This window comes from Ruegeria sp. AE4, assembly GCF_056542185.1.
Window position 1 is genome coordinate 41439 of sequence record NZ_JBQFZK010000015.1, and the last position, 15044, is coordinate 56482.

General features: G+C 55.3%; 15 protein-coding genes. 13 read left to right on the top strand and 2 right to left on the bottom strand.

Translation table 11 applies throughout. From position 1 onward, the window contains the following. Position 1: 1 nt before the first annotated feature. The 5 genes from ACR0EK_RS16140 to ACR0EK_RS16160 all read left to right on the top strand — a co-directional run bounded on the left by ACR0EK_RS16140 (position 2) and on the right by ACR0EK_RS16160 (position 4234). Positions 2 to 658 (top strand): amino acid ABC transporter permease, encoded by a 657-nt coding sequence (locus ACR0EK_RS16140; RefSeq protein ID WP_480484726.1) that lies wholly within the window; start codon positions 2 to 4, stop codon positions 656 to 658. After that, a complete protein-coding gene (locus tag ACR0EK_RS16145; RefSeq protein ID WP_480484725.1) occupies positions 655 to 1383 on the top strand; it encodes an amino acid ABC transporter ATP-binding protein in 729 nt (242 codons plus the stop codon). The genes ACR0EK_RS16140 and ACR0EK_RS16145 overlap by 4 nt, the downstream gene beginning before the upstream one ends. 494 nt (positions 1384 to 1877) lie before the next feature. Beyond that, positions 1878 to 2561: an IS6 family transposase gene (locus ACR0EK_RS16150; protein ID WP_480773478.1), complete on the top strand. Its 684-nt coding sequence runs from the start codon at positions 1878 to 1880 to the stop codon at positions 2559 to 2561. Positions 2562 to 2697: 136 nt separating this feature from the next. Then, complete coding sequence (locus tag ACR0EK_RS16155; RefSeq protein ID WP_480871577.1) at positions 2698 to 3741, top strand: IS110 family RNA-guided transposase; 1044 nt, start codon at positions 2698 to 2700, stop codon at positions 3739 to 3741. Positions 3742 to 4045: 304 nt separating this feature from the next. Beyond that, positions 4046 to 4234 (top strand): integrase core domain-containing protein, encoded by a 189-nt coding sequence (locus ACR0EK_RS16160; protein ID WP_480484748.1) that lies wholly within the window; start codon positions 4046 to 4048, stop codon positions 4232 to 4234. 75 nt (positions 4235 to 4309) lie between these two features. Here ACR0EK_RS16160 and ACR0EK_RS16165 read toward each other — a convergent pair whose 3' ends face one another. Continuing rightward, complete coding sequence (locus ACR0EK_RS16165) at positions 4310 to 5194, bottom strand: amidohydrolase family protein (RefSeq protein WP_480900642.1); 885 nt, start codon at positions 5192 to 5194, stop codon at positions 4310 to 4312. Next, complete coding sequence (locus ACR0EK_RS16170; protein WP_480967944.1) at positions 5191 to 6192, bottom strand: nuclear transport factor 2 family protein; 1002 nt, start codon at positions 6190 to 6192, stop codon at positions 5191 to 5193. Before ACR0EK_RS16170 ends, ACR0EK_RS16165 begins: the two co-directional genes overlap by 4 nt. 160 nt (positions 6193 to 6352) lie before the next feature. Here ACR0EK_RS16170 and ACR0EK_RS16175 point away from each other — a divergent pair, with 160 nt between their 5' ends. The 8 genes from ACR0EK_RS16175 (at position 6353) to ACR0EK_RS16210 (ending at position 15044) form a co-directional block, all read left to right on the top strand. Beyond that, positions 6353 to 7402, top strand: coding sequence for an ABC transporter ATP-binding protein (locus tag ACR0EK_RS16175; RefSeq protein WP_209599329.1), 1050 nt, complete (start codon positions 6353 to 6355; stop codon positions 7400 to 7402). A gap of 82 nt (positions 7403 to 7484) precedes the next feature. Then, positions 7485 to 8711 carry an ABC transporter substrate-binding protein gene (locus tag ACR0EK_RS16180; RefSeq protein WP_480773473.1) on the top strand — a complete coding sequence of 409 codons (1227 nt, stop codon included), beginning with the start codon at positions 7485 to 7487 and terminating at the stop codon, positions 8709 to 8711. A 65-nt stretch (positions 8712 to 8776) separates the two neighbouring features. Then, positions 8777 to 9805 (top strand): carbohydrate ABC transporter permease, encoded by a 1029-nt coding sequence (locus tag ACR0EK_RS16185; RefSeq protein ID WP_480833447.1) that lies wholly within the window; start codon positions 8777 to 8779, stop codon positions 9803 to 9805. A gap of 1 nt (position 9806) precedes the next feature. Further along, positions 9807 to 10688: a carbohydrate ABC transporter permease gene (locus ACR0EK_RS16190; RefSeq protein WP_209507350.1), complete on the top strand. Its 882-nt coding sequence runs from the start codon at positions 9807 to 9809 to the stop codon at positions 10686 to 10688. Between the two features lie 179 nt (positions 10689 to 10867). Next, on the top strand, positions 10868 to 11896 hold the full coding sequence (locus tag ACR0EK_RS16195) for an ester cyclase (RefSeq protein ID WP_480900639.1): 1029 nt from the start codon (positions 10868 to 10870) through the stop codon (positions 11894 to 11896). A 132-nt stretch (positions 11897 to 12028) separates the two neighbouring features. Beyond that, complete coding sequence (locus ACR0EK_RS16200) at positions 12029 to 12559, top strand: ester cyclase (RefSeq protein ID WP_480773471.1); 531 nt, start codon at positions 12029 to 12031, stop codon at positions 12557 to 12559. An 11-nt stretch (positions 12560 to 12570) separates the two neighbouring features. Further along, a complete protein-coding gene (hisD, locus tag ACR0EK_RS16205; protein WP_480773470.1) occupies positions 12571 to 13911 on the top strand; it encodes a histidinol dehydrogenase in 1341 nt (446 codons plus the stop codon). Between the two features lie 83 nt (positions 13912 to 13994). Beyond that, positions 13995 to 15044, top strand: coding sequence for an ester cyclase (locus ACR0EK_RS16210; RefSeq protein WP_480900637.1), 1050 nt, complete (start codon positions 13995 to 13997; stop codon positions 15042 to 15044).

Below are 15044 nucleotides of genomic sequence, written 5' to 3' on the forward strand. Positions count from 1 at the left end.
TATGGGTGATTTTGATCTTTCCGTCATCTGGAACAATCTTCCATTTCTGTGGCAGGGCTTGCAGCTCTCGCTATGGCTTACCTTTCTTGCTGTGATCGGCGGTATCATTTTGGGGACCGGCCTTGCCTTGATGCGGCTATCTGGTATCGCGCCATTGGCTCTCCTCGCCGCAGGTTATGTGAACCTGATCCGCTCGGTGCCGCTGATCTTGGTGATCTTCTGGTTCTACTTCCTGGTGCCTCTTGCTTTGGGTCGGCCGATTGGCGGCTTCTATTCAGCGCTGATCGCCTTTGTCATGTTCGAGGCGGCCTACTATTCAGAAATTATCCGGGCAGGCATTCAGTCAGTCCGCAAAGGACAGGTGCATGCCGGACAGGCCACTGGCCTCAGCTACTGGCAGATCCAGCGCTATGTGGTCCTGCCACAGGCGTTCCGGAACATGATCCCGATCCTTGTGACGCAGGGCATCATTCTGTTCCAGGATACCAGCCTTGTCTTTGTTGTCAGCTTGCGCGACTTCATGACCGCCTCATCTATTGTCGCCCGAACCGAGGGCCGGCTTGCTGAGATGTATATCTTCGCCGCCCTTGTCTACTTCAGCATTTGCTTCGCCGGTTCACTTGTTGTCCGGCACCTTCAGAAGGCCAAAACAGCATGATCAGCATTGAAAACATCTCTAAATGGTACGGCAACTTTCAGGTGCTGACCGATTGCACCACCAACGTCAAAAAAGGCGAGGTTGTAGTGGTCTGCGGTCCGTCCGGATCAGGAAAGTCCACCCTTATCAAATGCGTTAACGGGTTGGAGCCGGTGCAGCAGGGCCGCATTCAGGTTGAAGACGTGGATGTCACCGCAAAAGGCACCAATCTTACCAAGCTGCGCTCGCGCATTGGTATGGTGTTCCAGCACTTTGAGCTTTACCCACATATGAGCGTGCGCGAGAACCTTTGTCTGGGTCAGCAGAAAGTCCTGGGCCGGTCACGTGACGAGGCCAACGCCAAAGCTGAAGCTCTGATCAATCGGGTTGGGCTCCTGCCACATATCGAAAAATTTCCCGGGCAGCTTTCAGGTGGACAGCAGCAGAGGGTCGCCATCAGCCGGGCGCTGGCTATGGACCCGATTGCGATGCTGTTTGATGAACCGACTTCGGCCCTTGATCCGGAAATGATCAATGAGGTTCTGGATGTGATGGTCGAACTGGCAAAGGACGGTATGACAATGATGGTTGTCACGCACGAGATGGGCTTTGCACGCAAGGTGGCGGATCGGGTGGTGTTCATGGATGCCGGTCTGGTAATTGAAGACCGTCCCACCGAGCAGTTTTTTGGCAACCCGGAAAGTGATCGAGCGCAGGATTTTCTGAGCAAGATTCTGAACCACTAGGCCTGCGATGCCGGGCAAGCGTTTGAAACTGGTTTCAGATTATAGGAGACACACAGCGTGTTGATGAGTAAACTTTTCCCCTGCTCTCGCTGGAAAAGAGGTTGAAAATGACAAGGGGTACGGCCAGCCAATCAGATATGCGGGACGCGCTGGCAGCACGACTAAACCACCTCGCCAAACAGGTTGGGTCAGTGAAATTCTTGACTGATGTTGCAGGTGTGAACCGTACGCAAATGAGCCGATACTTGGCCGGAACTTCGGTGCCCAGGGCCGAGCTTTTAGCTCAGGTTGGAAAGCGCCTAGCAATCCCCTTGGATTGGTTTTTTGAAACTGGAGAGCCGGGTAGAGACCTTGCAGAGCTCAAATTTGGGATGTCTTTCCGGAACGCAGTTGTCGATAGGAAATTTGGTTGTGTCGCGAATTTTGACCGAGGTTGACGAAATCGCGTGCCCTGGTGCTTGTTGCTTTCAAATCAATCGCGAGCAGGTTTCAGAATGGTTTCTTTGAAAGGCTGCCACTTCCCGAAGGATGTGGTTTTGTACGCTGTGTTTTTCTATTTGCGCCACACTGTTTCCTATCGCGACCTTGAAGAAATTATGGCTGAACGGGGCGTTTCCGTCGATCACGCCACGTTGAATAGATGGGTTGTAAAATATTTTCCGATGATCGCTGCGCGGGCGCAATCGAAAAAGCGTCCAACACAGAAATCTTGGAGAATGGACGAAACCTACCTCCGTGTGCGCGGTAAGTGGGTGTATCTCTATCGGGCCGTCGACAAAGCAGGGAACACCCTTGATTTTATGCTGTCTGAGCGAAGAAACGGTCCCGCAGCAACCAGGTTCTTTACCAAAGCGCTGTCATCAAACGGAATCCCAGACAAAGTCGTCATCGATAAGAGCGGAGCCAACGCAGCCGGCATTCGAGAAGTGAACAGGATTCTGAAGCGGTTTGGTTGCCAAGCCAAGGTGCAGACAATCAGGTCCAAATTTTTGAACAATATGATCGAGCAGGATCATCGGTTCATAAAACGGCGTGTTCGACATATGTGTGGGTTCAAATCATTCGCATCCGCGTCCGCTACGTTGGATGGCATCAAAGTCGTCAACATGATCCGGAAACAGCAATTCTTCAGCGCAGCCACCTCTGGCTTTCGGGTGTTTGCTGAGATCGTAGGATAAGTGTGCCTGGTAAGACGCTTACTTTGATCGTTCCAAAAATTTGCAACACAACCGTTCCAGGTTCTGATGGAATGGACATCCCCTGATCTCTCATCTGGTAGGTTTTGGAGATGGAAACCATCAGGAGGGTAGCAAAATGGCGAACTTGGACCTTGTCGGCATAGATCTGGCGAAGAATGTGTTTCAACTTCATGGGTGCAGCTCCACGGGCGAGGTGGTGTTTCGTAAACAGCTGAGACGCCACAAACTTCTGACGTTCATTGCTGAACTGCCAGCGTGCACCATTGCGATGGAAGCTTGTTCTGGGAGCCATTATTGGGGCCGGGAATTTGAAGCACTCGGACACACGGTTCGTTTGATCGCGCCCAAATATGTCAAACCGTTTGTGAAACGCAGCAAGAGTGATTTGATCGACGCTGAAGCCGTTTGTGAGGCAGCCCTGCGACCAACGATGCGGTTTGTGCTGGTCCGCAGCGAAGACAATCAGGCTGCGGCCCTGGCATTCAAAGCGCGGGATTTGTTGGTCCGGCAACGCACGCAGATCATCAATGCCTTGCGCGGCCACCTGTCCGAGTTCGGTTTTGTGGTTGCCAAAGGCCCAACACACGTCCGTAAACTTGTTTCTGCAGTCGAAGACGGCACCATTGAATTGCCGGAGATGTCCCGCCCTCTCCTGAGCATTTTTGTCGATACGCTTGACGCTTTGAATGGCCGCATCAGACAGCTGGAGGCGCAAATCGCACAGCGTGCCAGGGAAGATGAAACATGTCAGAGGTTGACCGCGATACCAGGCGTTGGCCCGATAATTGCGACCGCGCTTGCTGCACTTGCGCCACCCCCTTCGACATTCAGACGGGGGCGCGATTTTGCAGCATGGGTAGGCTTAACCCCACTCCAGCATTCGACTGGTGGCAAGCAGCGCCTGGGGCGCACGTCAAAAATGGGAAACCGGACGTTGCGACGCCTCCTCATTATTGGCGCCAGTGCCGTGGTTAGGTGGGCTGAACAAAAAGGAGCCGTCCCGGGATCCTGGCTCGCAAGGATGCTGGAGCGCAAGCCACCCATGTTAATCAGGGTAGCACTGGCCAATAAAATGGCGCGTATCGTCTGGGCGCTGATGGCACATGGCGAAGAATACCGGGATCAATCGTTACACGTTAGAGCCGTGCAAACGATCTGATCTCGGAGGCGTGGGAAGGTCAAACGGAAGGTAAGGCGCAACAGTCGAAGAGACGAGATCAGGAAAACCAGCTTGCGACACAGTGCCTGCAGCACGTGGTTCTGAATTGGACTTGATCCGAGAACTCCATACGGGCCCGCGGCATGTGTAGGCCGCACTATGAGGCCGCATACATGTCAGCACCCGACTACGCGAATTGCCAACCAAAGATTCTTCTTGCCCAAAGGGGGATGTCCATACATGTCGCAAATTTTGCTCCCAACTGTCAGTTCGAGCGCATTTCTGCTAGCGCTCAAACGAACATATCTTCGGCAACCTGGCTGAAGCCCGAAAGATCATCAAAAACTGGAGGATTGACTACGATACACAGCGACCGCACATTTCTCTCGGCGGACTGGCACCAGCCGTTTACGCTAATCTTAACCGTACCGCCCGGCCTGCTTCGCTTGAGTTGCGCAACGGTTCCGCTCAGCAGGCCTTGACCGCAACCTAATCACGAGAAAGAAACGGGAACGGATTCTACATCCGATCGGCCCGGATCAAGGGGCCGAGTCATTGAATATCACTCTCAGGGCACCTCGAGATCATAGAAGTGTGCGGCGGTTTCTCTGAAAACCGCCGATTGTGCTTCAGCCGGAACCAGATCACGGTAAGCCTTTACCAGCGATGTGTAATTGCCATAGAGTTTGTCGACCGGGAAATTCGAGCCAAACATGACCCTTTTAGGTCCGAATTGTTCAAGGCAAATCTCCACGATCGGGCGAATACTGTCAGGCGTCCAGTTGTGATCGAACATGCCCAGACCTGAGAGCTTGCATGAGACGTGCGGCAGATCGGACAGCGCGCGCAATCTTTGAGCCCAGCTTTTCAGGCCCGCCGGAGTGCGGTCATATGGTGATCCGGCATGGCATAGAGCGACTCGTGTATTCGAGGCTTGAGCGAGAATTCGCGCGGTTTTTACGATCAAATCAGGAATGAGCTGCAGATCAAAGCTGAGGTCACGCCGTCCAGCCTCCTTCAGTCCGTCCAGAAACCGCGGATCGTCCAACAGGAAATTGGTTCCCGTCTGCGCGTCCTCTCCGGGTGCGCGCCCGACGATCTGGCGCACACCGCGTACAGTTGGAAGGGCCTGAAACGTATCAAGCTGGGCGTGTAGGTCAGCCGAGGTCAGGTCACAGAACACAACCTGCGCCATTGGCCAGTCTGGATTGGTTTCGGCGACAGCTTGAACCCACCGGGCTTCGTCCAGACCGTTTTTGGCCCCCACCTGGATATGGATCGAGGCACCGACTCCGCAGGGCGCGGCTTCGGACCGGAACTCGCGCAGCAGATAATCCCGTTGAATCGGCGTCGGGTCGCCAAAGAACCTTTCCACCCCGCGCGCCATCAGCCAGGGGTAGTTTACAGCTTCAAGGTCCCAAAGGTGGTGATGGGCATCGATCCAGCCGGTCATGTTCGCGGTACTTTCGACATGCGCCCCAAAATATCGACACCCTGTTGTTTCCAGAAGTGCAGCAGGTCAATGAAAACCCAGTTCTCGGCCAGCTTGTCACCCGCGCGACGATAGATGTCGATCACACGGAATTCACCGGCCTTGTCTGTGGCGGGCATACCCATGAACCCGCCGGTGGGCCGCGCCGTGAAATTCGGCCAGCCGAAAAAGCCGCCATAGTGACCCTCAGCCAAGCGGCAAATGTGCTTGGTCTTCGAGCGGTCCGTTAAAGATGCGCGGAACGGGCCTGAGTGCTGCTTTGCATAACGCTCAATCGTATAGGTCGCACCGATCCCGGCGGGCCCCCACCAAATCATGTCATCGCTCCATGTCTGGCGCAATTCTTCCTCAAGGCTCAAGCCGCTGTTCCATTGGCCGAGATTGGAAATCATGGCATTGATCGTGTCGAGAGTTTTCTCGCCTTCTTCGGCAGGCTGCGGGCTGAACATCAACCCGTCATGCGTCATCGGTCCGGGTTGAACCAGATGGGCTGCAGTTTGAGGCGGGAAGGGCTGCAACCCGACCTGCATCATGAAATGCGGGATGTCGAAATACATCGCCGTTTCGGCGATCTTGCCATTCTCGATCTTGTTGAACTCACAATAGCGCAATAACGCCATCTTGCCCGTGGGGGCGATGCCCAGCCACGCATTGTCGAACAGGCCCATCAGATGCCCCATTGAAACAACCCAGACCGAGGTGAATCCGTCCATCTCGTTTTTCCCGGCCATGAACACGTCCATCCGGCGCTGCATTTTCCTTAGACTTTGCTTCAGGGGACGCCAGAATGCCTGTGCTACGTCATGGGTGCCCCGAAGCTCATCAAACGGGTGGAAACCGCGCCACAGGTAGTCTTCTGTGCAGAACTCAGACAACGTGTTGGCGATATCCGATTCTTTTACGCTGCTGAGCGCCGAGTAGTAATCCAAGATGATCGCTTTTTGGATTTCATGGGACATTATTACTTTCTTTCAGTTCTTTAGTCGCTGTCATGGGGCGAGTTGCGAAGAAGATGAAGTCGATGTTTGCACACGCATGCAAAAAAAGCTTGCCAGATGTTTCTTTTGTTGTCTATGGTTTTGCAAGCGTATGCACGATGAGTGCAGCAGGGAGGACAGAATGGCCGAAATTCAACTTCGCAATGTTGGAAAGCGTTGGGGATCGTTTGTTGGAGTTGACAATTTTGACCTGACGATAGCCGACAAGGAATTCCTGGTACTTCTTGGGCCGTCAGGTTGCGGAAAGACCACGACAATGCGCATGATTGCTGGTCTCGAGGACGCGTCTGAGGGCGATATCCTGATCGATGGCGCCCGAGTAAATGACATGGAGCCCAAAGACCGCGATGTCGCGATGGTGTTCCAGTCATACGCGCTCTATCCGAATATGAATGTATATGAGAACATTCGCTTCCCGCTGAAAGTTCGCGGTATTGACCCTGCTACCCATGACGAAAAAGTGCGGCGCGCTTCGGCTATGGTCGAGCTGGATGACTTCCTGCACCGCAAACCGGCGGAACTGTCTGGCGGTCAGCGTCAGAGGGTTGCCCTGGCTCGTGCCATTGTGCGCGAGCCGAACGTGTTCCTGATGGACGAGCCACTATCTAACCTTGACGCAAAACTGCGCGTTTCTACCCGCGCGCAGATCAAGAACCTGAGCCACGAATTGGCGGTCACCACGATCTATGTGACCCACGACCAGATCGAGGCAATGACCTTGGCTGATCGGGTGGTGATCATGAAGCAAGGTGTGGTTCAGCAGGTTGGCTCCCCAACCGATATTTACGATGAACCTGCAAATACATTTGTGGCCAGCTTCATCGGCAACCCGGCAATGAACCTTGTCGATGGCGAGGTTCAGGGTGGCGTGTTCCGCGCCCAAAGCACAGAGGTGCACGGGTTGAACGCGCCGGACGGTCCTATCACGCTGGGGTTTCGCGCCGAGGACGCAAATGTCGTGGAAAGTGGCGGCGAGATCAACGCGCCGATCTATACGCAAGAGCTGTTGGGCGACAGCACCATGGTTTCGGTTCGGATCGGTGGTGCGCTGGTCTCGGTCAAGGCCGACAAAACCTATCGGGCCGAAATCGACGATCAGGTCTCGATTCATATCCATACTGATCACTGCCATCTGTTTGATGCGAAAACCGGGGCTCGCCTGGAAGGCTGAGAACCGCAAACAACACCCGTTGGGACGGGGTAATCTGGGTGCAGACTTCGAAGATGCACCATCCATCTAGGGAGGAATATTGATGTTTCTGAAGAAAATTGCATTGGCCGGCTCGGTAGCCGCCTTTGCCGCAAGCGCGGGATATGCCTGCGAAATCGGCGCACGTGTCAACATAGTCGGCAATGAATTTGCGGCCATCCAGGCCGTCGCAGCCGGAGCGAAGGAATGCACCGGGGCGTCGGTAGAATCCAACCTGACATCCGAGCACCAGACCATCAACGTGGCTGGCCTGTCGGGCAATCCGTCGGAATACACGACCGCAATCATCGCCAATAGTTCGGTTGTGGCACTGATGAACGAAGACGTTATTCGTCCGCTCAATGATCTGGTGGAAAAGTATGGTCAGGACCTGCAGCCTGGGCAGCTGATCAAGATTGGCGACAACATCATGGCTATCGCCTTCATGGCGAACGCGCAGCATCTGATGTACCGCAAGGACATCCTTGAGCAAGCCAGTGTGGAAGTCCCGACTACCTATGAGGAGATGCTCGAGGTGGCCGAGGCCATTCGTGCGCAGGGTATTATGCAAAACCCGGTTGGTGGAGCCTATGCATCGGGTTGGAACCTGGCGCAGGAATTTAACAATATGTTCCTTGGTTATGGCGGCAGCCATTTTAAACCCGGTACGGCCGAACCCAACGTGAATTCTGAGGCCGGTGTCAACGCCTTGAATATGATGAAGGCTTTGTCGGAATACATGAATCCCGACTTCCTGACTCATGACTCCAACGCTACCAATGCCGAATACCGTGCTGGCAACGTTGCAATCATGAATATGTGGGGTTCGCGCGCATCGCAGCAAACCACCACCGAAGGTGTGTTGCAGGAGGTAATCGACGGCCATGCGATTGGCGCGCCGCTGACAGTTGGTGGCGGAGATATCCCTGCAACGACCCTGTGGTGGGACGGTTGGACTGTCGGAAAGAACATCTCAGATGAAGAGGCCGAGGCCACCTTCATCGCAATGAAACATGGCATCCGTCCTGACATGCTGAACGATGAAACCACTCCGTTGGCGGTCTGGCTGATTGAAGGCTACCAGCCGGGAAAAGATGCCGAGGGCGTGTTTGCTGCGGCCAAAATGGGCACACCACCCTATCCGATGCTACCCTACATGGGGCTCATGCACAGCGCACTTGGCAACGAACTTGCTGATTTCATGCAGGGCAAGGAAAGCGCGGAACAAGCGTTGGCTGATGTAGAAGCCGCCTATCGTGCCGCCGCCATCGAGCAAGGCTATCTGCAATAAGAAGCCCATTGCGCGGGTGCCTTTGATACCCACCCGCGCAATCCTACTCACGCGAGGATTGCAACATGCGCCATAAGACATTCCTTTGGTTCTTCCTGCCCACAGGACTCGCGATGCTGCTGTTCATTGCAATGCCAATTGTCTCGGTGGTGACTCAATCGATCTTCGCGCCCCACCCGGCCGTTCTGTTAGAGGTCGAAAACTGCACCCCGCTTATCGGATGCACAACTGAGACCACTGTTGATCAAGAGGCCACTGCAGCACTTCGCGCCGAGAAACCTCTGGGCCGATTTGTGGGATTGGACATTTACTTTAACCGAGGCCATCTGGCGATACAGGAAATTGGTCAAATCTGGGCCGCGAATGAAACATGGGGCGGCTTCTTCACCGAGCTTGGTAATCTACCCTTCTACCGGGCGATGGCATTCACGCTGACCTTCGTTGCTGTCGTGACACCGCTCACAATTGTATTGGGGCTGGTGATTGCGTTGGCAGTAAACTCCCTGCACAGGCAACTCAAAGGTCTGATGATCTTTTTCTCTCTTCTGCCCATGATCGTGACCCCGCTGATCGGCTCGCTCATCCTGTTTTGGATGATTGACAGTCGCGGGGTGATCGGCAACGCCCTCGTATATCTGGCTGGAGATCCGGATTTCAGCCTGAAAGCATCAACAGGGCTGATGTGGGTAGCTCTGATGGTCTATGGTGTTTGGCACGCTGCGCCTTTTGCCTTTGTCGTGTTCTATGCTGGACTGCAAACCTTGCCCCAAGACCAGATTGAGGCCTCTCAGATAGACGGGGCGACGCGCTGGCAACAGGTCAAATTTGTGGTTGTTCCTCACCTCATGCCTCTGGTCACATTTGTTGCGCTGATCCAGTTGATGGACAACTTCAAGGTGTTTGAACCGATCATCGGCTTCAGCGCACAAGCGCATGCGCAATCACTCAGCACCTTCATCTTTTACGATCTCGGTGGCGAGACTCGGCAACTGTCTTCCGCTGCCGCTACCTCTGTGATGACGATAATTGGGGTCGCCATTCTTCTGTCGCCCGTGCTTGTCCGCACCTGGCGCGATTTCAAAGGAGCAAGATAATATGGCCAGCCGCGCACAAAGAATGCCTACAAGCCTTCGGATCGCCTCATCCCTGTTTGTGCTCCTATGGTTTATCCTGGCTGCCTTTCCGTTCCTCTGGACGGTTTGGGGCTCGTTCAAGGTCGAACTGGATTTCTTCTCGATCGCTGACTGGACCAACGCCCTGACTGGTGCCCGAACCGAAGCGGTTTATGGCTCGCCGTTCACCACCACCGGATATGAGGGTGCTTGGATTCAGGAAGAGTTCTGGCGAAATGTTCTGAACACCGGGATCGTCTGTTTCTTTGTTGTTACCATCTCACTGACTATCGGGACTTTAGGGGGCTATGCCCTTTCGCGGTCTACTTACAACTACACATTCTGGCTTTTGATCACAGCGTTGATTTTCCGTGCAATGCCGCCAATCACTCTGGTCTCAGGTTATCTGTTACCCTTCTTTGAATGGAATGTTTGGGGAATTCTTCCAACCACCATTATCGTGCTTGTGGCGATCAACCAACCGTTCACTCTTTGGATGTTGCATTCCTTCTTCAAGAACATCCCGAGCGAGTTGGATGAAAGTGCCAAGGTCGACGGATGCAACCAGTTTCAGGCTTTCCGACGTGTGATCATTCCGGTGATGTGGCCAGGCGTCATCACGACCGGGCTGTTCTCGTTCCTTCTGGCCTATAACGACTTTGCCGTGGGGGCGATGCTGCTGTCTGAAAGCAACCGTACTATGGTGCCTGCCATTGCCGCGTTTCTCGGTACAACGCAAACCGAGGGCAACGTGATGTTCGCTGTTGCAGCCGTGGTTTCAGCCACTGTTCCGCTGTTCATACTGGTGATGTTCTTCCAGCGTCAGATCGTCGGCGGCCTGACCGCCGGGGCTGTGAAAGGCTGACATAAATGGGGCGCACTCATCCTCAGTCCGTATCTGCCCATGCGCACGCAGCCAGCCTGAACTTGGCTGCGCGCCGGGCCCGACGGCCGGGACGAATTCCATTTGCCTTGATGCGCGCAGGTCCTCGTGCCAGCACAGCATCAACGCAAATTGGAATCCGTTTGAAAAAGGACAGCGGCATGAACGCACGCTCAAACCGCCCCGCCATGGGCATCGCTACCGAAACCACGTTTGAAAACAAACAGCTTTATCGTCAGTTTCTCGAAAGCTTTGATAAGGGCCTCGGCGAAACCATGGAGACGGCCGCTAGCGAGATCTTCGCCGCAACGGCCACTACCGAAGCGAGCCATCCGATCAATGCAGCCCCTGATGGCAACGGCTACGTCAGCTCTGTCATCTTGCCGATTTCAGAGGCGTTCGAGGGGCTCACCCGTCAGAACTATGTGGTCACAGGTGGCGAATACCTGGGAAGCGAGTGGGTCACCTCGACCGGGTATTTCCACGGTCATTTCAAGCGACCGCTTTGTGGTATTCCACCCAGCGGCAAACTGGCATTTCTGCGCTTTGGTGAATTCCACCGAATGGAAGATGGCAAGATCGTCGAATCCTATGTCTTTCTCGGCTTTGCCGAGTTGATCATCGCGCTTGGCCTCTGGCCGCTGGAACTGCAGGGCTATGAAGGTGTCGTGCCGGGTCCGGCAACGCATGACGGCATCGTCATTGGGCCTTCAGACTCAGCGCAGTCACGCGCCACAGCAGATCTGGTCGAGGACATGTTAAAACAGCTAACGACCGAGGACCAAAGCTGGCGGCCTTATTGGGATGACCGAATGGTGTGGTACGGTCCCGGCGGGCTGGGATCCTATGCCACGGTCGATGCCTTCGCCGATTTCCAATCCCCCTTCGAGGACACGTTCGAAGGCTGGGGTGACGGCAGGGACGCAGGCGTCACCGGGGTCGGCTCGAATTGCAAGGCCGGGGATGGCGACTATGCATTCCTGTGCGGCTGGCCGCAGATCACCGGCGTCCACGTCAAATCCTTCCTGGGCCTGGAGCCAACGGGAAAGCGCGTTTTTATGCGTGACTGCGACTGGTGGCGCTGCGCAGACGGCAAGATCATCGAGAACTGGTGCATGCTCGATATTCCACATCTGCTGTTGCAACTGGGTTACGACCTTTTTGCCCAAATTTCTGAACAGACCCGATGAGCTGTTCCGCCAGACATAACGCCATTGCGCGCCACCCGGCGCTCAACCGGATGCCAAGGGATTTTCTGACGGCCGACCAACCCTCCCCGTCCAGACAGAAAGCCCCTTGGTAACCATAAAAGGAAAAGACACATGAAGGGCTCCCGCCCCGAACAGGCCGTGCTGACACGTAACACGGACATGAGAAAAACCGACGAGACCCGCGCCGTGATCGAGGGGATGGTCGATGGTTTGAACGATCACCGCATCGACGATATCGGCGAATTCTTCGCAGAAGGGTTCCGCTGGATCGGCAACCGGGGCTGCGGCACCAAAACTGGGCTCAAGGAGTTTCAGAACAACTGGCAACGCCCGTTCCAGGCAGCGTTTTCTGATAAGATTTGCATCGATGAGGCCCGGCTTTACATGGGCGAATGGGCTGCGGCCTTTGGCCGACAGGAGGCAACTCATTCGGGCGAGTTCCTGGGCATCGCTCCGACGGGAAAGCGGGTCGAGATCCGGTACATGGATTTCTGGAAAGTCGTCGATGGCAAGATCGTTGACAACTGGGTGAACGTCGATTTCGCCCATGTCGCCGCGCAGCTTGGCGTTGATCTGTTCAATGGCGAAGGCTGGGAAGCATTTGACCGGGGAGAAAAAACTCCACCCCGGCCCGAAAACTGAGGATAGAGACAATGGCTATTGAATACCTGAAACGCGGCAAACCTGAAGCTGATCGGGCGGAAGACGATGCCAAAACCCGAGCTGTTGTCGAAGCAACGCTGGCGGATATCGAAACCCGCGGCGATACCGCTGTGCGCGAGCTGTCAGAGAAGTTCGACAACTACTCGCCGGAAAGCTTCCGCCTGAGCCAGGATCAGATCGACGAGTTGATCAACTCGCTGACTGAACGCGAACTGGCCGATATCAAATTCGCGCAGAAGCAAGTGACGAACTTTGCGCAGGCACAACGCGACTCGATGCTGGATATCGAGGTTGAAACTCTGCCAGGAGTGATCCTTGGTCACAAGAACATCCCTGTTCAGTCAGTGGGATGCTATGTCCCCGGTGGCAAATTCCCGATGGTGGCTTCGGCGCATATGTCAGTGGCAACTGCCAAGGTCGCCGGTGTTCCGCGCATCATAGCTTGTACCCCACCCTTCCAAGGCAAACCCAATGCGGCCGTGATCGCAGCGATGCATCTAGGAGGCGCGCATGAGATCTATGTTATGGGCGGTATCCAGGCCATCGGTGCCATGGCGATAGGGACTGAGACCATTGATCCGGTTCACATGCTGGTTGGCCCCGGCAACGCCTTTGTGGCCGAAGCCAAGCGCCAGCTGTTTGGCCGGGTGGGCATCGACCTGTTCGCGGGTCCGACCGAGACGATGGTCATCGCCGACGAAACCGCAGCGGATGCGGAGCTCTGTGCGACCGATTTGCTGGGACAGGCCGAGCATGGCTATAACAGCCCCTGCGTTCTGGTCACCAACTCGCGCAAACTGGCCGAAGAGACACTGAGCGAGATCGACCGTATCCTCGAGATCCTACCCACCGCCGGCACTGCCAAGGTCAGTTGGGAGGAATACGGCGAGGTCATCGTCTGCGACACCTATGACGAGATGCTTCAAGTGGCCGATGACATCGCGTCAGAGCATGTGCAGGTCATGACTGACCGCGACGACTGGTTCCTGGAAAACATGACCTGCTATGGCGCGCTGTTCCTTGGTCCGCGCACCAACGTGGCCAACGGCGACAAGGTGATCGGTACCAACCATACACTGCCGACCAAAAAGGCCGGGCGCTATACCGGCGGGCTCTGGGTCGGCAAATTCATGAAAACCCACAGCTATCAGAAGGTCGTCACTGATGAGGCCGCAGCGATGATCGGCGAATACGGCTCACGTCTGTGTATGCTGGAAGGCTTTGTCGGCCATGCCGAACAATGCAACATCCGTGTCCGGCGTTATGGGGGCATCAACGTGCCCTATGGTGAAGGCGCACCATACCGCGAGACGGCCGATGCGACTTCGTAAGCGTGACGAATCTTGCGCAGGGATTCGACCGGGGCCCTACAGAATTTTTTGGATAAGAAGTTAAAATAATGCGAGATTTCGCAATGGATACTCACTCTACCCACAAGGTCCTGATCGCGCCCCTGCGCGAGGCAATGTATAAATTCGACGAAGCCGGAGTACGAGCGGCGCTGGAGGCGGTGATCGCGCCCGATGCTGCCATCCACATGTTGTATCCATTCGGAGATCTGACCGGCCCGCAGGAACTCTATGACACCTGTTACGCGCCACTTCTGAAATCCATGCCCGATCTTGAGCGTCGCGATTGGATCGTCATGGGTGGTCGGACAGAACAGGGCAACGACTGGGTTGGCTGCGGCGGCCACTACTTCGGCACCTTCGTCGCCCCCTGGCTGGACATCCCGCCGACCGGGCATCTGACCCACATGCGGTTCCACGAATTCTACCGCTTTGAAAATGGCAAGGTTGTCGAGATTCAGGCACTCTGGGACGTTCCCGAAGTCATGATGCAGGCGAATGCCTGGCCAATGGCCCCGTCTCTGGGGCTGGAGTTCTGCATTCCCGGCCCGGCGACTCTGGATGGCGTTGTGTCCGGACCGTGGGATGAGGTGAAATCTCTGGCCTCGTGCAATCATATCGTCGACATGCTGAAACATCTTGAGAAACACCCCAGCCAGGGTGGGCCCGAAGTGATGGAGATGGAGCGGTTCTGGCATCCGCGCATGAACTGGTACGGTCCCGCAGGGATCGGGACAGCGCGCGGTATCGCGGGATTCCGCAACTGGCACCAGATTCCCTTCCTCAACGGAACGCCCGATCGTGGTCAGTATGCCGACGAGATCACCTTTCACTTTTTTGGTGATGGCGACTACGCCGCTGTGACCGGCTGGCCGAACATGATCCAGACCGTCACCCATGACGGCTGGATGGGGATTGCGCCTTCGGGCAAACGGATCACTTTGAAGTCACTTGATTTCTGGCGTCTGGAAAGTGGGCTGATCCGCGAGAATTGGGTGTTGGTCGATCTGCTGGATGTGTATCGGCAATTGGGCGTAGATGTTTTTGCCCGACTGCGTGAGTTCAATAAGGCACGTGTACCCGGCACCATCCCATTCCCGGTCGGCGAGGTCTGA